Annotated in this window: 16 protein-coding genes; 15 read left to right on the plus strand and 1 reads right to left on the minus strand. The window is 50.3% G+C overall.

Annotated elements, in window-relative coordinates; genetic code table 11:
• Positions 1-172: 172 nt before the first annotated feature.
• Complete coding sequence (locus AAG834_RS08425) at positions 173-571, minus strand: YkvA family protein (protein ID WP_070539045.1); 399 nt, start codon at positions 569-571, stop codon at positions 173-175.
• 295 nt (positions 572-866) lie between these two features.
• Here AAG834_RS08425 and sodC point away from each other — a divergent pair, with 295 nt between their 5' ends.
• The 15 genes from sodC (at position 867) to AAG834_RS08500 (ending at position 19,225) form a co-directional block, all read left to right on the plus strand.
• Positions 867-1,436 (plus strand): superoxide dismutase family protein, encoded by a 570-nt coding sequence (gene sodC, locus AAG834_RS08430; RefSeq protein ID WP_049229442.1) that lies wholly within the window; start codon positions 867-869, stop codon positions 1,434-1,436.
• A 654-nt stretch (positions 1,437-2,090) separates the two neighbouring features.
• Positions 2,091-2,468, plus strand: coding sequence for a succinate dehydrogenase, cytochrome b556 subunit (sdhC, locus tag AAG834_RS08435; protein WP_003779309.1), 378 nt, complete (start codon positions 2,091-2,093; stop codon positions 2,466-2,468).
• Complete coding sequence (sdhD, locus tag AAG834_RS08440; RefSeq protein ID WP_009312048.1) at positions 2,462-2,803, plus strand: succinate dehydrogenase, hydrophobic membrane anchor protein; 342 nt, start codon at positions 2,462-2,464, stop codon at positions 2,801-2,803. Before sdhC ends, sdhD begins: the two co-directional genes overlap by 7 nt.
• 2 nt (positions 2,804-2,805) lie before the next feature.
• Positions 2,806-4,569, plus strand: coding sequence for a succinate dehydrogenase flavoprotein subunit (sdhA, locus tag AAG834_RS08445; RefSeq protein ID WP_107825289.1), 1,764 nt, complete (start codon positions 2,806-2,808; stop codon positions 4,567-4,569).
• A 124-nt stretch (positions 4,570-4,693) separates the two neighbouring features.
• Positions 4,694-5,401, plus strand: a complete 708-nt coding sequence (locus AAG834_RS08450) for a succinate dehydrogenase iron-sulfur subunit (RefSeq protein ID WP_002241462.1) — start codon at positions 4,694-4,696, stop codon at positions 5,399-5,401.
• A 3-nt stretch (positions 5,402-5,404) separates the two neighbouring features.
• Complete coding sequence (locus AAG834_RS08455; protein ID WP_003755557.1) at positions 5,405-5,653, plus strand: FAD assembly factor SdhE; 249 nt, start codon at positions 5,405-5,407, stop codon at positions 5,651-5,653.
• A 117-nt stretch (positions 5,654-5,770) separates the two neighbouring features.
• Positions 5,771-7,054, plus strand: coding sequence for a citrate synthase (gene gltA / locus AAG834_RS08460; protein ID WP_101809609.1), 1,284 nt, complete (start codon positions 5,771-5,773; stop codon positions 7,052-7,054).
• 207 nt (positions 7,055-7,261) lie between these two features.
• Positions 7,262-10,090 carry a 2-oxoglutarate dehydrogenase E1 component gene (locus AAG834_RS08465; protein WP_342031853.1) on the plus strand — a complete coding sequence of 943 codons (2,829 nt, stop codon included), beginning with the start codon at positions 7,262-7,264 and terminating at the stop codon, positions 10,088-10,090.
• A gap of 112 nt (positions 10,091-10,202) precedes the next feature.
• Positions 10,203-11,384, plus strand: coding sequence for a 2-oxoglutarate dehydrogenase complex dihydrolipoyllysine-residue succinyltransferase (gene odhB / locus AAG834_RS08470; RefSeq protein ID WP_003766557.1), 1,182 nt, complete (start codon positions 10,203-10,205; stop codon positions 11,382-11,384).
• Positions 11,385-11,577: 193 nt separating this feature from the next.
• Entirely contained in the window at positions 11,578-11,847 is a 270-nt protein-coding gene (locus tag AAG834_RS08475; RefSeq protein WP_003741785.1) for a hypothetical protein, read from the plus strand.
• A gap of 191 nt (positions 11,848-12,038) precedes the next feature.
• On the plus strand, positions 12,039-13,472 hold the full coding sequence (lpdA, locus tag AAG834_RS08480) for a dihydrolipoyl dehydrogenase (protein WP_016687976.1): 1,434 nt from the start codon (positions 12,039-12,041) through the stop codon (positions 13,470-13,472).
• A gap of 315 nt (positions 13,473-13,787) precedes the next feature.
• Positions 13,788-14,075 (plus strand): hypothetical protein, encoded by a 288-nt coding sequence (locus AAG834_RS08485; RefSeq protein WP_003755543.1) that lies wholly within the window; start codon positions 13,788-13,790, stop codon positions 14,073-14,075.
• Between the two features lie 98 nt (positions 14,076-14,173).
• Entirely contained in the window at positions 14,174-15,340 is a 1,167-nt protein-coding gene (gene sucC / locus AAG834_RS08490; RefSeq protein WP_003741782.1) for an ADP-forming succinate--CoA ligase subunit beta, read from the plus strand.
• Between the two features lie 10 nt (positions 15,341-15,350).
• A complete protein-coding gene (gene sucD / locus AAG834_RS08495) occupies positions 15,351-16,241 on the plus strand; it encodes a succinate--CoA ligase subunit alpha (protein ID WP_342031854.1) in 891 nt (296 codons plus the stop codon).
• A gap of 464 nt (positions 16,242-16,705) precedes the next feature.
• The gene (locus AAG834_RS08500) at positions 16,706-19,225 is read left to right on the plus strand and encodes a TonB-dependent siderophore receptor (RefSeq protein ID WP_342031855.1); all 2,520 of its coding nucleotides are present in this window, start codon (positions 16,706-16,708) and stop codon (positions 19,223-19,225) included.
• Positions 19,226-19,437 lie beyond the last annotated feature (212 nt).

Below are 19,437 nucleotides of genomic sequence, written 5' to 3' on the forward strand. Positions count from 1 at the left end.
TGGTATCGTTCGTCTTGGGTCAGTTGTGTGTAGCTCATGGCAATCTTTCTTGCAGGAAAGGCCGTATGCTACCGCATACTGGCCTTTTTCTGTTATGGAAAGTTGCACTTCAAATGCGAATCCGCCGTCGTCTGAAAATTTTCAGACGACCTTTTGTTTTTGATGTGGATATTTATGATGTCTTACGCAGCAGTTTTTCGGTTGCGACTCTTGCCCGTTCTTTAATGTCTTCGGTCAGGTAGGTTTTCATTTGGCTATACACCAAAGTAATAACGGCAATATCGTCGCTGAATCCCAATGGACCCAGCAAATCGGGGATGCTGTCGATAGGGCTGAGGAAGTAAACCAATGCACCGACAATAATCATCTTGGCGCGTCTGGGTGTGTGCGGGGAGTCCCAAAGATAATACAGCGCATACAACTGACGGACGATGGGTTCGCCTAATCGACCTGCAAAACGGGCGAGTTTGTTGAGAAAGCCCGTTTTGTCCAAATTACGCCTTCTGAATTTTGGGATAAAGTTTTCTGGATCGGAAGACTGGGTGTATTGTTTTTCTTCGGAATGTTTCATAACAAGCCTCGCAGTAATTGAGTGGAAAGGGTTTGCCGTAATGCGGGCACAGTATAAAGCGGAGTAAGGCAAAGAAATGTCAGTTTTGCCTAAACGAGGCAAAAATTATGGTTGACTACTTCTTTATCGTAGCTGTTTCATATTATAAATAAATATTATTTCGATTAATGGGAAAGATAGAAAAATCAAATGGCTTTGATAGCTAATAACATCTTAAAAATACTCGATTTACTCCCCATTTTGTTTAGAATACAAAGGGGCTTTGACATAAATTTGACATAAAAAGGAGATATAAATGAAATTTAAAACACTCGTAGCTGTTGGTATCAGTGCAATCTGTGCTGCGGGAGTGGTCAATGCGCATGAACACAAACATGACCACATGATACCTGCCGGTGCTTCTATTAAAGTGAAAGTGCAACAACTTGACCCGGTTAATGGTAATAAAGATGTAGGCACTGTAACGATTACCGAATCCAAGTACGGTTTGGTCTTTACTCCAAACTTGAGCGGATTAGAAGCTGGGTTGCATGGCTTTCACATTCATCAAAACCCAAGCTGTGAGCCGAAAGAAAAAGACGGTAAACTGACTGCAGGCTTGGGCGCCGGCGGCCACTGGGATCCGAAAGAAACCAAAAAACACGGTTTCCCATGGCAAGATGATGCCCACTTAGGCGATTTGCCTGCATTAACCGTATTACACGACGGCACAGCCACCAATCCGGTTCTTGCGCCACGCATCAAACACCTTAATGAAGTTCGTGGTCATTCTATTATGATCCACGTTGGTGGCGACAATCATTCCGATCATCCTGCTCCGCTTGGTGGTGGCGGTGCACGCATGGCGTGTGGTGTGATTAAATAGGTTAATTGTTAGAAACAAAAAGTGCGGTTAAAAATGTTGAACGTTTTAACCGCACTTTTATTTGCAATGAGATCTACTTCAGCACTTCAGCTGTGTCATTTAATTTATGAATAGCGTCAATCAGCTGTTTGTCTGAAGCCCGTATCATTCCGCTATGGTTGCAGCGCTGTCTTTTTGAAGGTATTAGTAGAAATCACACCATCGATATGACGTATGACGCAAATCTTTATTCACTAAAATATTGCAGTTTTGTAATAGAAAAATAAGAAGGTCGTCTGAAAAGTTGCCTGTTGAAATTTTGTTTTGAATGCAACGTTTTATCCCATAAGGTTATGGTTGTTTTGCTTGTGGATGCGTTGGTAAATGATATTAATTCATATTTTTATCACAAGAAACAGGATATTAATACTATTTTGATGGTGTGAGATTGTGCGAAACTGATTAAGCGGTAGTGGAAAAAATGTTGGTTTAAGTATTAATAGAGATGTTTATTGTTATTGGTACAGTTTATGATGTTTTTTGGTAAAATTTATTAGATTGTTTATAAATTAGACTGTTCAAAATCGGATAAAACAGGTAAATTATAGTTTATGTAACTCGATGTAATTTGAGTTATTGGTTTTGAGCTGATAAAAAAATACAGAGGAACTGGCTATGTCCGTCAAACCGCGTCCTGTCTTTTTGGAGATTCCCAATATACGGTTGCCTATACCGGGAATTGTCTCCATCTTGCACCGCATCAGCGGGGTAGGATTATTTATAATGCTTCCCGTTTTGCTGTATCTCCTGTCCGGTACGTTGAGCCGCGAGTCGGCGTTTGAAACTTACCGTGCCATCGTTTCCAATCCTTTGGTCAAGTTGATTTTAATCGGCGTGTTGTGGGCTTATCTGCACCATTTTCTCGCCGGTATCCGTTTTTTATTTTTAGATGCACACAAAGGCCTTGAGCTGAATACTGCGCGCAATACCGCCAAATTGGTGTTTGCCGCCGCTTTGGTGTTGACCGTCGTTTTGGGAGCGTTGTTATGGTAGAGCGTAAATTGACCGGTGCCCATTACGGTTTGCGCGATTGGGCGATGCAGCGTGCGACTGCGGTTATCATGTTGATTTATACCGTCGCACTTTTAGTGATTCTGTTTACCCTGCCTAAAGAATATTCGGCATGGCAGGTATTTTTCGATCAAGTTTGGGTGAAAGTGTTCACCCAGGTCAGCTTTATCGCCGTATTTTTGCACGCTTGGGTGGGTATCCGCGATTTGTGGATGGACTATATCAAACCCTTCGGTGTGCGTTTGTTTTTGCAGGTTGCCACCATCGTTTGGTTGGTCGGCTGCTTGGTGTATTCAGTTAAAGTAATTTGGGGGTAAGTATGGGTTTTCCTGTTCGCAAGTTTGATGCCGTGATTGTCGGCGGTGGTGGTGCAGGTTTACGCGCAGCCCTCCAATTATCCAAATCCGGTCTGAATTGTGCCGTTTTGTCTAAAGTGTTCCCGACCCGTTCGCATACTGTAGCGGCGCAGGGCGGTATTTCTGCTTCGCTGGGTAATGTGCAAGAAGACCGTTGGGACTGGCACATGTACGATACCGTGAAAGGTTCTGACTGGCTAGGCGACCAAGACGCGATTGAGTTTATGTGTCGCGCCGCGCCTGAAGCGGTGATTGAGTTGGAACACATGGGTATGCCTTTTGACCGCGTGGAAAGCGGCAAAATTTATCAGCGTCCTTTTGGCGGGCATACTGCCGAACACGGCAAGCGCGCGGTAGAACGTGCTTGCGCGGTTGCCGACCGTACCGGTCATGCGATGCTGCATACGCTGTATCAACAAAACGTCCGTGCCAATACGCAATTCTTTGTGGAATGGACGGCGCAAGATTTGATTCGTGATGAGAATGGTGATGTCGTCGGTGTTACCGCTATGGAAATGGAAACCGGCGAAGTTTACATTTTCCATGCTAAGGCTGTGATGTTTGCTACCGGCGGTGGCGGTCGTATTTATGCGTCTTCTACCAATGCCTATATGAATACCGGCGACGGTTTGGGTATTTGCGCTCGTGCAGGCATTCCGTTGGAAGACATGGAGTTCTGGCAATTCCACCCGACCGGTGTGGCAGGTGCAGGCGTGTTGATTACCGAAGGCGTGCGCGGTGAGGGCGGTATTCTGTTGAATGCCGACGGCGAGCGCTTTATGGAACGCTATGCACCGACCGTAAAAGACTTGGCTTCGCGCGACGTGGTTTCTCGCGCAATGGCGATGGAAATCTACGAAGGTCGCGGTTGCGGCAAAAACAAAGACCATGTTTTGCTGAAAATCGACCATATCGGTGCCGAAAAAATTATGGAAAAACTGCCGGGCATCCGTGAGATTTCCATTCAGTTTGCCGGTATCGATCCGATTAAAGACCCGATTCCCGTCGTGCCGACTACCCACTACATGATGGGCGGTATTCCGACCAACTATCATGGTGAAGTCGTTGTTCCGCAAGGCGATGAATATGAAGTGCCGGTGAAAGGTCTGTACGCAGCGGGAGAGTGCGCTTGTGCTTCCGTGCACGGTGCGAACCGTTTGGGTACCAACTCCCTGCTTGACTTGGTGGTATTCGGTAAAGCTGCCGGCGACAGCATGATTAAATTCATCAAAGAGCAAAGCGATTGGAAACCTCTGCCTGCGGATGCGGGCGAGCTGACCCGCCAACGTATCGAACGTTTGGATAATCAAACTGATGGCGAAAACGTTGATGCGTTGCGTCGCGAGCTGCAACGCTCTGTCCAACTGCACGCCGGCGTGTTCCGTACTGATGAGATTCTGAGCAAAGGCGTTCGAGAAATCATGGCGATTGCCGAGCGCGTGAAACGTACTGAAATCAAAGACAAGAGCAAAGTGTGGAATACCGCGCGTATCGAAGCTTTGGAATTGGATAACCTGATTGAAGTGGCAAAAGCGACCTTGGTGTCTGCTGAAGCACGTAAAGAATCACGCGGCGCGCACGCTTCAGACGACCATCCTGAGCGTGATGACGAAAACTGGATGAAACACACGCTGTATCATTCGGATACCAATACCTTGTCCTACAAACCGGTACACACCAAGCCTTTGAGCGTGGAATACATCAAACCGGCCAAGCGCGTTTACTGATGCGTTTTCAGACGACCTCCGTATCACAAGGGGTCGTCTGAAAATCAAATACACCACCACACTGAACAGCCTGAACCCATAACATAAAACCATCAGGCGGTTTATGAGAAAAGGAACACTTCTCATGGAAAAAATGAGTTTTGAAATTTACCGTTACAATCCGGACGTTGATGCCAAACCTTATATGCAACGTTACGAGTTGGAACTGGAACCTACCGACGTCAAACTTTTGGACGCGCTGGTGCGCCTGAAAGCGCAAGACGATACCCTGTCTTTCCGCCGTTCTTGCCGCGAAGGTATTTGCGGTTCTGACGGTATGAACATCAACGGCAAAAACGGCTTGGCATGTTTGACTGATTTACGCGGCTTGAAACAGCCCGTCAAAATCCGTCCGCTGCCCGGTCTGCCTGTCATCCGCGACCTGATTGTGGACATGACCCAGTTCTTCAAGCAATACCACTCCATCAAACCTTACGTCGTCAATGATAATCCCATCGATGCAGACAAAGAGCGCCTGCAAACTCAGGAAGAGCGTAAAGAGCTGGACGGTTTGTACGAATGTATTTTGTGCGCCTGCTGTTCGACTGCCTGTCCGTCGTTCTGGTGGAATCCCGACAAATTCGTTGGTCCGTCCGGTTTGCTGAACGCCTACCGCTTCATCGCCGACAGCCGAGATACCATCACCAACGAGCGTTTGGACAATTTGAACGACCCGTATCGTCTGTTCCGCTGCCATACCATCATGAACTGCGTGGACGTATGTCCTAAACACTTGAATCCGACCCGTGCCATCGGTAAGATTAAAGAAATTATGTTGAAACGAGCCGTTTAAGAAATGATGGTTTTTGACGATATTGCCAAACGGAAAATCCGTTTTCAAACCCGCCGAGGATTATTGGAGTTAGATCTGATTTTCGGCAGGTTTATGGAAAAAGAATTCGAGCATTTGAGCGATAAAGAGCTGTCCGAGTTTTCCGAAATCCTTGAGTTTCAAGATCAAGAGCTTCTTGCCCTGATCAACGGACATTCGGCGACAGACAAGGAACACCTTATCCCCATGCTTGAAAAAATCAGACAAGCTTGACGTATTGGAAATCCGCCTGCCTTTCGGCGGATTTCTAGGATACGGAGGTCGTCTGAAAATAAAGACCGTGCTGCATAGGCAGCAACGAAAGCCCCAACCTACAAAGGAGCGATAAATATGTCCAAATCAATTAAACTCAACGTACCCAATCAAGAGGATTTAGAACTGCCCGTATTGGAAGCGAGCATCGGTCATGACGTGGTCGATATCCGCGCACTGACGAAAAACACAGGCTTATTCTCATTCGACCCGGGATTCGTTTCAACAGCAAGCTGCGAATCCAAAATCACTTATATCGACGGCGACAAAGGTCTGCTGTATTACCGTGGTTATCCCATCGAACAACTCGCCGAAAAATCCGATTATTTGGAAGTCTGCTACCTGCTGATTTACGGCGAATTGCCGACACCTGAGCAAAAGGCAGAATTTGACAATACCGTCCGCCGTCATACGATGGTGCATGAACAGCTGACTTGGTTCTTCCGCGGCTTCCGCCGTGATGCGCATCCGATGGCGATGATGGTCGGCGTGGTCGGTGCATTGTCTGCATTCTATCAAGACAGTCTGGACATCACGAACCCCGAACACCGCAAAATCGCGATTTACCGTCTGATTTCCAAAATTCCGACGATTGCGGCAATGTGTTACCGTTATTCCAACGGTCTGCCGTTCAATTATCCAAAAAACAACCTCTCTTATTCCGAAAACTTCATGCACATGATGTTCGCCACACCATGTGAAGACTACAAACCCAATCCCGTATTGGCACGCGCGCTCGACCGCATCTTTATCCTTCATGCCGACCACGAGCAAAACGCATCGACTTCGACCGTCCGTTTGGCAGGTTCTTCAGGTGCGAACCCGTTTGCCTGTATCGCTGCCGGTATTGCCTGTCTGTGGGGTGCGTCCCACGGCGGTGCGAACGAGGCCGTCTTGAAAATGTTGGACGAAATCGGCGATGTATCCCGTGTTGCCGAATACATGGAAGGCGTAAAACAGCGCAAATACCGTCTGATGGGCTTTGGCCACCGCGTGTACCGCAATATGGATCCGCGCGCCAGCATCATGCGTGAAACCTGTTATGAAGTGCTGAAAGAATTGGGCTTGGAAGACAGTCCGAAATTCAAGCTGGCAATGGAGTTGGAACAAATCGCCCTGAAAGACCCGTTCTTCGTAGAGCGCAAGCTGTACCCCAACGTCGACTTCTACTCCGGCATCGTCCTGTCCGCGTTGGGTATCCCGACCGAAATGTTTACCGTCATCTTCGCTCTGTCGCGCAGCGTAGGCTGGATTTCGCACTGGCATGAAATGATCGGTGATCCTTCGCTGAAAATCGGTCGTCCGCGCCAACTTTATACCGGTGCCGTACGTCGCGATTATGTGCCGGCGGATAAACGCTGAAAATCGGTATATTAATATGTTGTCGGAGTTTTATTTGAGAAAGTCGAATAGCTTTTTTAAATGAGTTTGTCCGCAATAAACGAAACAGATACAAGTAATTTGGCTGGAAATAGGGTAGAATGAAGTGTCATTTCAAACGGCATGGATTCCGTTGAAACACATGGAATTCTACCCTTTGTTTATATTTTAAAGAAAAGAGCTCGCGTCATGATGGATGAAAAACTCAATTTTTCTTATCTGTTCGGTTCAAATGCTCCCTACATCGAGGAGTTGTATGAGAATTTCTTGGAAAACCCAAGTTCTGTCGATGAGAAATGGAAGCAATATTTCACCGACTTAAGCAAGCAGCCCGGTGCGGCGGATGTTGATGTCGCCCATGCTCCGATTCGTGAATCCTTCGCTAATTTGGCAAAAACCAAATCGACAGCGGCGATTGCAGGCGGTATGGATGAAGCCATGATGAAGAAACAGGTCGGTGTATTGCGGTTGATTTCTGCTTACCGTATTCAAGGTGTGGGTGCTGCTCAGCTTGACCCGCTCAAACGTATTCCGCCACGCAATATTGAAGCCCTCGATCCCAAATTCCACGGACTGAATGATGCCGATATGGCGGTTCAGTTCAATATGGGCGAGGGCGATTTTTCCGGCCAAAGCAAATTGCCTCTGTCCCAAATCATCAGCAACCTCAAGCAAACCTACTGCGGTCACTTGGCATTGGAATACATCTACATTCCCAATACCGAAGAACGCCGCTGGTTGCGCAATTATTTCGAGGATGTGCTGTCTACCCCGAGTTACAGTGCCGAACAGAAACGCCGCATCCTGAAAGAAATGACCGCTGCCGAGACTTTGGAGCGTTACCTGCATACCAAATATGTCGGTCAGAAACGCTTCGGCGTTGAAGGCGGCGAGAGTGTGATTGCCGGTCTGAATTACCTGATTCAAAACGCAGGTAAAGACGGTGTTGAAGAAGTCATCATCGGTATGGCACACCGAGGTCGTCTGAATGTCTTGGTCAACATCTTGGGCAAGAAACCGGGCGATTTGTTTGCCGAATTTGAAGGCCGCGCCGAAATCAAGCTGCCCAGCGGCGACGTAAAATACCACATGGGTTTCAGCTCCGACATCGCTACGCCGAACGGTCCGATGCACGTTTCTTTGGCGTTCAACCCGTCTCACTTGGAAATCGTCAATCCTGTCGTTGAAGGTTCTGCACGCGCCAAACAAAAACGTTTGGGCGAAAACGGCCGCGACAAAGTATTGCCCGTATTGATTCACGGCGACTCTGCATTTGTCGGTTTGGGCGTCAACCAAGCGACCTTCAACCTGTCCAAAACGCGCGGCTACACCACCGGTGGTACGGTCCACATCGTCATCAACAACCAAATCGGCTTCACCACCTCCGATACCCGCGACACCCGTTCGACCGTGCATTGTACCGACGTGGCGAAAATGGTTTCCGCTCCGGTCATCCATGTCAACGGCGACGATCCGGAACGCGTTTGCTTCGCCATTCAAGCAGCTTTGGACTACCGTAAAAAATTCAATAAAGACATCGTGATCGATGTCGTCTGCTACCGCAAATGGGGTCACAACGAGGGCGACGATCCGACCCTGACACAGCCGATGATGTACAAAAAAGTATCGCAACACCCCGGTGCGCGTGCTTTGTACACCGAACAACTGATTGCAGAAGGCGTCGTGACGCAGGCAGAAGCCGACGGCTATATCCAAGCCTACCGCGATGCTTTGGATAAAGGCGAACATGTCGAACAAACGACGTTGAGCAATTTCCAACGCACGCAAATTGACTGGAGCAAATACCAAGGCAAAGACTGGCGCGAAGATGTGGAAACCGGCCTGCCCGCTGCCGACATCGAGCGTCTTGCCGAGAAATTTACCGCCGTTCCCGAAGGCTTTGCACTGCATCCGACTGCCAAACGCGTGCTCGAAGCGCGTAAAGGCATGGCTGCGGGCAGTCAGCCGATTGACTGGGGTATGGCGGAAACCCTCGCATACGCCAGCCTGGTCACCAAAGGACACGGCGTGCGCATTTCCGGCGAAGACTCCGGACGCGGTACGTTCTCACACCGCCATGCCGTATTGCACGACCAAAAACGCGAAAAATGGGATGACGGCACTTATGTACCGCTGCGCAATATGGGCGAAGGTACGGGCGAATTCCTCGTTATCGACTCCATCTTGAACGAAGAAGCAGTCATGGCGTTCGAATATGGTTTTGCCTGCTCTGCGCCCGACAAACTGACCATTTGGGAAGCGCAGTTCGGCGATTTTGCCAACGGCGCTCAAGTCACCATCGACCAATTCCTGTCATCCGGCGAAACCAAGTGGGGTCGTCTCTGCGGTCTGACCACCATCCTGCCGCACGGCTATGACGGACAAGGTCCGGAGCACTCATCCGGCCGCGTAGAACGCTGGTTGCAGCTTTGCTCCGAACACAATATGCAAATCATCATGCCGTCCGAAGCGTCGCAAATGTTCCATCTGCTGCAACGCCAAGTCTTGGGTTCGTACCGCAAACCGCTGGTGATTTTCATGTCCAAACGCCTGTTGCGCTTCAAAGGCGCGATGAGTCCGTTGGAAAACTTTACCGAAGGTTCACGCTTCCGTCCCGTCATCGGCGATACCGCCGAGCGTGGCAACAATGAAAGCGTGAAACGCGTGATTCTGTGCGCCGGACAGGTTTACTACGATTTGGAAGCAGGCCGTGCCGAGCGTAAACTGGAAAACGATGTCGCCATCGTCCGCGTCGAGCAGCTTTATCCGTTCCCATACGACGAGGTGCGTGCAGAGTTGGCGAAATATCCGAACGCGAAATCCGTGGTTTGGGCACAAGAAGAGCCGAAAAACCAAGGCGCGTTCTACCAAATCCGCCACCGCTTGGAAGACGTTATCGGCGAAAGCCAAAAACTGTCTTATGCCGGTCGTCCAAGCAGCGCATCGCCAGCCGTCGGCTATATGAGCAAACACGTCACCCAGCTGAAACAACTGGTTGAAGACGCAATGACGCTGTAACGCAATACGGTGCGGCGTTCCGAATGAAACACTTCAGACGGAACGCCCGCCAAACAAAAGAGATAACACACAACAGGTCGTCTGAAAACCAACGACCATCCGGAGACACAAAATGATTATTGATGTAAAAGTACCCATGCTGTCCGAAAGCGTATCCGAAGGCACGCTCTTGGAATGGAAGAAAAAAGTCGGCGAAGCCGTAGCGCGCGACGAAATCCTGATTGACATCGAAACCGACAAAGTGGTTTTGGAAGTACCTTCCCCACAAGCCGGCGTATTGGTTGAAATCATTGCCCAAAACGGCGAAACCGTTGCTGCCGAACAAGTATTGGCACGCATCGACACCGCAGCAACCGCTTCCGCTTCTGCTGAAACCCCAGCCGCCGCTCCTGCACCTGAAGCCGCTCCCGCCGCTGCGCAAACCAATGCCGCCATGCCTGCCGCTGCGAAGCTGGCCGCCGAAACCGGCGTGGATGTGAATGCGCTGCAAGGTTCCGGCCGCGACGGTCGCGTCTTGAAAGAAGATGTGCAAAACGCTGCCGCCAAACCTGCCGCTGCGCCCGCTGCCGCGCCAGCGCCCGTTCCTGCAGGTGCACGTCCTGAACAACGCGTTCCGATGAGCCGCCTGCGCGCCCGTGTTGCCGAACGTCTCTTGGCTTCGCAACAGGAAAACGCGATTCTGACTACGTTCAACGAAGTCAACATGAAACCCATCATGGATTTGCGTGCGAAATACAAAGAAAAATTCGAGAAAGAACACGGTACCAAACTCGGCTTCATGTCTTTCTTCGTCAAAGCAGCCGTTGCCGCGCTGAAAAAATATCCGGTGGTCAACGCCTCTGTTGACGGAAACGACATCGTTTATCACGGTTACTTCGACATCGGTATCGCCATCGGCAGCCCGCGCGGTTTGGTTGTGCCGATTCTGCGTGATGCCGACCAAATGAGCATTGCCGACATCGAACAAGCCATCGTCGATTATGCTAAAAAAGCCAAAGACGGCAAAATCGCGCTGGAAGATTTGACCGGCGGTACGTTCAGCATCACCAACGGCGGTACGTTCGGTTCCATGATGTCCACCCCGATTATCAATCCGCCGCAATCCGCTATTTTGGGTATGCACGCGACCAAAGAGCGTGCAGTCGTAGAAAACGGTCAAGTCGTCGTTCGTCCGATGATGTATCTGGCACTCTCTTACGACCATCGCATCATCGACGGCCGCGAAGCCGTGCTGACTTTGGTTGCCATCAAAGACGCGCTGGAAGATCCGGCACGCCTGTTGTTGGATCTGTAAACGCCGCCAAAGGGATATAAAGCGGATAAAAACAGAGCAGTTTGAAATCAGGCTGCTTACTGATTTTCAGACGACCTTAAAACGAAAAAGGTCGTCTGAAAACGGCGGGATGTTTGAAATCTAAGGGAGGAAGTTTGTTGCTGCCATTTTCCGTGCAGAAGCAAACGGTATGAAAATCCATAGGAGCGTATCCATGAAACCCATCTCCCTGTTTCCGCTTTTGGCTGTCGTTTCCCTGCTTGGCGCGTGTGCCGCATTCGAAGGCAAGGAATATTCCGTCAACGCCTACGACGCGCGCGGCAGAATGTTGAACAAGCGTTTTGAAATGGACAGCAACAAAGCAGGCATTCCCGTCGCCCGCAGCGTTTTGTGCAAACGTTATCCGCACGCTACCGTCCGCGTTTACAACAATTTCACCGGACACGAAGTCAGGGAATATAGCCCGCATTCCTGCCGCCGCTGATGCGTCCGAACCAATCGGGCTGAAATTTGAAAAGGTCGTGCCTACGGGCAGGCTTCGCACTCTGAAAAGGCAGAGTGAGGTTTAACTGCGTTAAAGCCGCGCTTTCAGACGACCTCTTATGCAAAATATAGTTGATGAACTTTTGCCGAAGGGTTTCCTGCGGCAAAAATGTCAAACAAAGGATTTTTCACATGTCTCAATACGATGTAGTAGTCATCGGCGCAGGCCCCGGCGGATACGTTGCCGCCATCCGCGCCGCCCAACTGGGTTTCAAAACCGCCTGTGTCGACGCGGGCGTCAACAAAGCAGGCGATGCGCCCGCGCTGGGCGGCACCTGCCTGAACGTCGGCTGCATTCCTTCCAAAGCCCTGTTGCAATCCAGCGAACATTTCCACGCTGCGCAGCATGATTTTGCCGAACACGGCATCAGCGTCGGCGACATCAAATTTGACGCGGCGAAAATGATTGCGCGCAAAGACGCCATCGTTACCAAACTCACCGGCGGCGTGAAATTCCTGTTTCAAAAAAACAAAGTAACCAGCCTGTTCGGTACGGCGTCATTTGCCGGCAAAAACGGCGATGCCTACCAAATCGAAGTCGATAACAAAGGCGAAAAAACCGTTATCGAAGCCAAACACGTCATCGTAGCGACCGGTTCCGTGCCGCGTCCGCTGCCGCAGGTTGCCATCGACAATGTAAACGTATTGGACAACGAAGGCGCATTGAACCTGACCGAAGTGCCCGCCAAACTGGGCGTCATCGGTTCGGGCGTGATCGGCTTGGAAATGGGTTCGGTGTGGAACCGCGTCGGTTCGCAAGTCACCATCCTCGAAGCCATGCCGACCTTCCTTGCCGCCGCCGACCAGCAAATCGCCAAAGAAGCCTTCAAATACTTCACCAAAGAGCAGGGCTTGAACATCGAACTGGGCGTGAAAATCGGCGACATCAAATCTGAAGGCAAAGGCGTGTCCGTTGCCTATCAAACTGCCGCAGGCGAAGCCAAAACCGAAGTTTTCGACAAACTCATCGTCGCCATTGGCCGTATTCCGAACACCAAAGGCTTGAACGCCGAAGCCGTCGGCTTGGAAAAAGACGAGCGCGGCTTTATCAAAGTGGACGGTGAATGCCGCACTAACCTGCCTAATGTCTGGGCAATCGGCGACGTGGTTCGCGGCCCGATGCTGGCGCACAAAGCCAGCGACGAAGGTGTGGCGGTTGCCGAGCGCATCGCCGGTCAGAAACCGCATATCGACTTCAACAGCGTACCGTTCGTGATTTACACCGATCCCGAAATCGCCTGGGTTGGCAAAACCGAAGAACAACTCAAAGCCGAAGGCGTGGAATACAAAAAAGGCACTTCCGGCTTCGGCGCAAACGGTCGCGCGTTGGCAATGGGCAAAGCCAAAGGTACGGTCAAAGTGTTGGCGGATGCCAAAACCGACCGCATCTTGGGCGTACACATGATCGGTCCGGTTGTCAGCGAATTGGTTACCGAAGGCGTCACTGCGCTCGAATTCTTCGCCAGCAGCGAAGACATCGCCCGCATCATCCATGCCCATCCGACCTTGTCCGAAGTGGTTCACGAAGCCGCACTGGCCGCCGACAAACGCGCTTTGCACGGCTGATGAGGCCAAGTAAAGCATAAAAGGTCGTCTGAAACTTTTTCAGACGACCTTTTCGGAAAGATGAATGTTCGGAAGCAATGTTCCGATAGGTATAGAGAGAAAATAGGGCATATCAGTTGCCATTGTTCCCTTACCGGAATGACGATTTAAGCATTTTCTATTTGAATCTGCGATAGTGGGTTAAGTTTAAATTCAGGACAAGGCGGAGAAGCCGCAGACAGTACAGATAGTACGGCAAGGCGAGGCAACGCAGTACTGGTTTAAACTTGAACCACTATATATAATCGGCGACACATTCACAGACAGCATTTGATTATGAATAAAGAAGTAATCGGTATCCTGTTTATACCGATGGGCATCATCAGCATGTGTATGGCCGCGTTGTGGCAGATGTATGTGATGATGACCGAAACTTATACGCTCAACCGTTTCAAAGACAAAGAATTGGTTTGGCGCGTGGCATTGTTGTTTATCAGTTTCAGCCTTGCCGTTTACCTGCTCTGCCCGAATTCGCGTAAAAAAGGCATTGTCTTTTTTATCCTCGGGGGCGGCGGCGCAATCATGTATCTGCTTGCGCGGATGTGGTTGCCGTTCAGCAAGTGAAACGACGATTTTCCGACCGCCGAAAGGTCGTCTGAAACGCACGGGGTTGCCATTTGGAGGCAGTCTCAGGGCATTCCACTAATCTAAAGGAGAAATCCATGAATCTACACGAGTATCAGGCTAAAGAACTGCTGGCAGGCTACGGCTTGCCCGTGCAAGGCGGTATTTTGGCGCACAACGGCGAAGAGGCCGCAGCCGCTTACGACAAACTGGGCGGCAAATTTGCCGTCGTCAAAGCCCAAGTCCACGCAGGCGGACGCGGTAAAGCGGGCGGCGTAAAAGTCGTCAAAAGCCGTGAAGAAGCCAAAGAAGTGGCGGAAAGCCTGATTGGCACCAATCTGGTTACTTATCAAACCGATGCCAACGGTCAGCCGGTCAACAGCGTTTTGGTTTGCGAAGACATGTACCCGGTGCAAACCGAGCTGTATTTGGGCGCAGTGGTTGACCGTTCTACCCGTCGCATCACATTCATGGCTTCGACCGAAGGCGGTGTGGAAATCGAAAAAGTTGCCGCCGAAACCCCTGAAAAAATCTTCAAAGTAACCGTTGATCCGCTGGTCGGCCTGCAACCTTGCCAAGCGCGTGAAGTTGCGTTCCAACTGGGCTTGAAAGACAAACAAATCAACGAGTTCGTCAAACTGATGACCGGCGCGTACAAAGCGTTTGTCGAAAACGACTTCGCCCTGTTTGAAGTGAACCCGCTGGCAGTCCGCGAAAACGGCGCGCTGGCCTGCGTGGACGGCAAAATCGGTATCGACAGCAACGCGCTCTACCGCCTGCCGAAAATCGCTGAATTGCGTGACAAATCCCAAGAAAACGAACGCGAGCTGAAAGCCTCCGAATTCGACCTGAACTATGTTGCGTTGGAAGGCAACATCGGCTGTATGGTGAACGGCGCAGGTTTGGCGATGGCGACCATGGACATCATCAAACTCAAAGGCGGCCAACCTGCCAACTTCTTGGACGTAGGCGGCGGCGCGACCAAAGAGCGCGTAGTTGAAGCGTTCAAACTGATTCTCGAAGACAAATCCGTCAAAGGCGTATTGATTAACATCTTCGGCGGTATCGTCCGTTGCGACATGATTGCGGAAGCCATCGTGGCAGCCGTTAAAGAAATCAACGTTGACGTGCCTGTTGTTGTCCGTCTGGAAGGCAACAACGCCGAACTCGGTGCGAAAATCCTGAACGAATCAGGTCTGAAACTGACTTCCGCCGACGGCCTGAATGACGCAGCCGAAAAAATTGTCGCAGCCGTAAACGCCTAAGGAGAAAAGAATGAGCGTATTGATTAATAAAGACACCAAAGTATTGGTTCAAGGTTTCACCGGTAAAAACGGTACTTTCCACTCCGAACAAGCTCTGGCTTACGGCACTAAAGTTGTCGGCGGTGTGACTCCAGGCAAAGGCGGTCAAACCCACCTGAACCTGCCCGTGTTCAACACCATGAAAGAAGCCGTTAAAGAAACCGGCGCGGACGCATCCGTGATTTACGTTCCTGCTCCGTTTGTGTTGGACTCTATCGTTGAAGCCGTTGATTCCGGCGTAGGCTTGGTGGTTGTGATTACCGAAGGTGTACCGACTCTGGACATGCTCAAAGCCAAACGCTATCTGGAAACCAACGGCAACGGCACACGTTTGGTCGGTCCAAACTGCCCGGGCGTGATTACCCCAGGCGAGTGCAAAATCGGCATTATGCCGGGCCACATCCACACTCCGGGCCGCATCGGCATCATTTCCCGTTCCGGTACATTGACTTACGAAGCCGTGGCACAAACCACCAAACTGGGCTTGGGCCAATCAACCTGTATCGGTATCGGCGGCGACCCGATTCCGGGCATGAACCAAATCGACGCGCTGAAACTCTTCCAAGAAGACCCCTATACCGACGCCATCATCATGATCGGTGAAATCGGCGGTACTGCGGAAGAAGAAGCAGCCGAATACATCCAATCCAACGTAACCAAACCCGTTGTCGGCTACATCGCAGGTGTGACCGCTCCTAAAGGCAAACGCATGGGCCACGCCGGTGCGATTATCTCCGGCGGCAAAGGTACTGCGGAAGAAAAATTCGCCGCTTTCGAAAAAGCCGGCATCGCCTACACCCGCAGCCCTGCCGAATTGGGCAGCACCATGCTGGAAGTGTTGAAAGCAAAAGGCCTGGCATAACGCTTGGTCGTTTTGACTGAAGAGCTGAAAGGTCGTCTGAAAACTTGGAAACAGGTTTTCAGACGACCTTTTTACTTGGTTTGCCATAATCTGCAAATTTCGTTAGGCGTTTGTTTCCAGCGTTATAGTGGATTAAATTTAAATCAGGACAAGGCGACGAAGCCGCAGACAGTACAGATAGTACGGAACCAATTCACTTGGTGCTTCAGCACCTTAGAGAATCGTTCTCTTTGAGCTAAGGCGAGGCAACGCCGTACTGGTTTAAAGTTAATCCACTATATCGTACAGATTGTCGCATAAGCTACATAAATTGTCGGATATTCTATACTTTATATCATTATCTTTAATTTTTATTCAATATATAATCATTCTCAAAAACAAATCAATTATATCAACATCTTCCTATCTTGCTTTTTCAGACGACCTTACTCATATCTGAATTCGTTTCCCATCAAGGAGCAGCTATGAATAGTCTATGGAAACCCAGCCGTTTGAGTATCGTCATCGCTTTTGCATTTTCATCCGCATATGCTCAAACTGTAACCGACAAAGTCAATCTGAATGAAATTACCGTAAAGGGGGCAAGAAATACACCCGCCCAAAGTAATAGCAACTACACCGTCAAAGGCAGCACCTCGGCCACCAAGCTTGACTTAAAACTCAAAGAAACCCCGCAAAGTGTAACCGTTTTCACCCAGCAGCAGATGCAGGATCAGAATTTGCAGAACCTTGATCAGGTGCTGGAAGAAACGCCGGGTATTACCGTCTTGCAGGACTCCGTTACCGGCATGGGCGAAGCCCAGTATTATTCGCGCGGCTTTCCCGTCGACAATTACCAGCTTGACGGTGTGCTGGCCAATAAATACCTGCTTGGCGGGCCTCGTTTTATTGCCGCACAGGACAGCTATCTTTACGACAGGGTGGAAATCATCCGCGGTTCGAACGGGCTGAGCACCGGAGTGGGCGATCCGGCGGCAAGCGTCAATTTCGTGCGCAAACGCCCGCTGGCGAAAAATGCGGGAGAATTGAACCTGAAATACGGCTCTTGGAACAACAAACGTGTCGAATTCGATTACGGCGGTGCGTTGAACAAATCCCAAACCCTGCGCGGCCGCATCGTCGGAACATGGGAGGACGGCGACAGCTTTATGGACAGAATCAAACGCAAATCCCATGCTTTCTACACCGTATTCGATTGGACGCCAACCGACAAAGACAGCTTTACGTTTGGCTTCAGCCGTCAGCACCGCAACATCACCGGTGCGCCGACTAAGGGGTTGATGCGTTATTCGAAAGTTACCCAGGATTATGATTTCGAATTGGGGGATTCCCCGACGCATTGGATAGATGCCCGCGACGTTCCGCCGAGCTTCAACAACGGGGCGGAATGGGCGTTTAACAAAGCCACCAGCGACAATATGTTTGCCGAATACAAACATCATTTCAACGACCATATCAAGCTGCAAACTGCCTATACCCGCAGCCGCACCAAAAGCGATCTGCGTTACGGCGATATGGGGGTAAACGGCTACGCGCCGCAATTTAACGCAGCAACTTATGATTTCGGCCGCGAACGCGACAAATACGACGACAAGGCGTTCGATATCCATCTGGACAGCCGTTTCAAACTTTTTGACCAGGACCAGCAGTTTATTGTCGGTTTTAGCGGCATCCGCCATACCCAGACGAGGGACGATTATAATTTCAGCAGTAGCGGCGAATTGAATGTCGATGATGCCAAACCGACAGGTATTGCGGCCATGACGGGAGAACCGATAGACCGTAACTTCTATTTATGGCAGGCGATTCCGCTTGATTACTGGAATAACGGCAGCTATCCCATGTTGGGGTACAACCGGGCTTGGGAGAAAAAATTGGGACCGGACGGATTGATTTCCCGCGATCATTTGGCTTCGGAGCAATACGGACCCTATTTTGCCCTGAAGCTCAAACCGGCCAGGTGGCTGACGGCGGTGGTAGGCGGGCGTTGGCTGACATGGCGGGACAAAGGGGGCGGGAAATGGTCGTTTTACAAAAACAAAAACAACGTGATAACAGACGATACGGTTGAAATGCCCGACGAAGGGTACGCCCCCGATCACAATAAAAGCAGTATGTATCACGATACGGTGCGCAAATTCGTCCCGTACGGCGGCGTGATTGTAGAACTGACGCCGACCATCAATGCCTACGCCAGCTATACCGGCATCCTGAAAACTAACAATGTCTTAAGGAACAGGCCGGCCTATGGCGAGGGCGGCGGATGGCTGCCGCCGATTACCGGCAATTCCAAAGAAGTCGGCATCAAAGGCGGCTTGTGGAACGACAAGCTGAATTTCGCCCTGTCTTACTTCACCATGACCCAGAAAAATTACCCCACGCTCGAACCTACAGGCTCGCGTTGTTACGAATGGAAATACGGCGGGGAAAACGGCAACGAACCGTGGTGCTTCCAAGGCGATTGGGAATACGGCACAGGCAAGGGCTATACCAGCAGGGGTTTCGACATCAACCTTGCCGGACAGATTACCCCGAAATGGCGGATGCAGGCAGGCTTTGTCAAACTGAAGATAGACAAACCTTACGACGCGCCCAACTCCTCCAACGACTTGGGGGACGACATGAATCTGGAGTACGGCGGCACCTATACCGCGCCGGATAAAACCTTCAAATTTTTCACCAGCTACGACTTTACGCCTAAGCTGACGATGGGGGTGGGGATGCGCTGGGTTAGCGGCACCAAGCCCAAGCCTTGGGGGCATGGTCTTTCCAACGGGCAATATTACGTTTCCGACAAACCCAAAGCACTGTGGCAGCCTTCCTACTCGATATGGAACGTCATGGCGCGCTATAAAATCAACAAACACGCCGCACTGGCGGTCAACGTCGGCAACCTGACCAACAAACGCTATTACACCAACTCCCGCAGCAATTTTTACGGCAAACCGCGCAATGCCTCCGTTGCCTTGAAAATAAAGTGGTAGGCTGTTTGGACGGAGCCCTTCCGCCAAGAAGCAGTTTACATGACGGAAAAGTTTTAAAGAGGCCCAAAGGTCGTCTGAAAGTTTTCAGACGACCTTTTATCTCCCGCGTTAATCTTTACATGTTTTCAAACCACCTTTAGCCGAATTGACTTGAGAAGAAGTGTAAAGGGGTTATAATCAGTTAACAGATGAATAATCTGTTATTTCACCCA

Source organism: Neisseria sp. Marseille-Q2251 (assembly GCF_940793045.1).
Classification (GTDB): Bacteria; Pseudomonadota; Gammaproteobacteria; order Burkholderiales; family Neisseriaceae; genus Neisseria.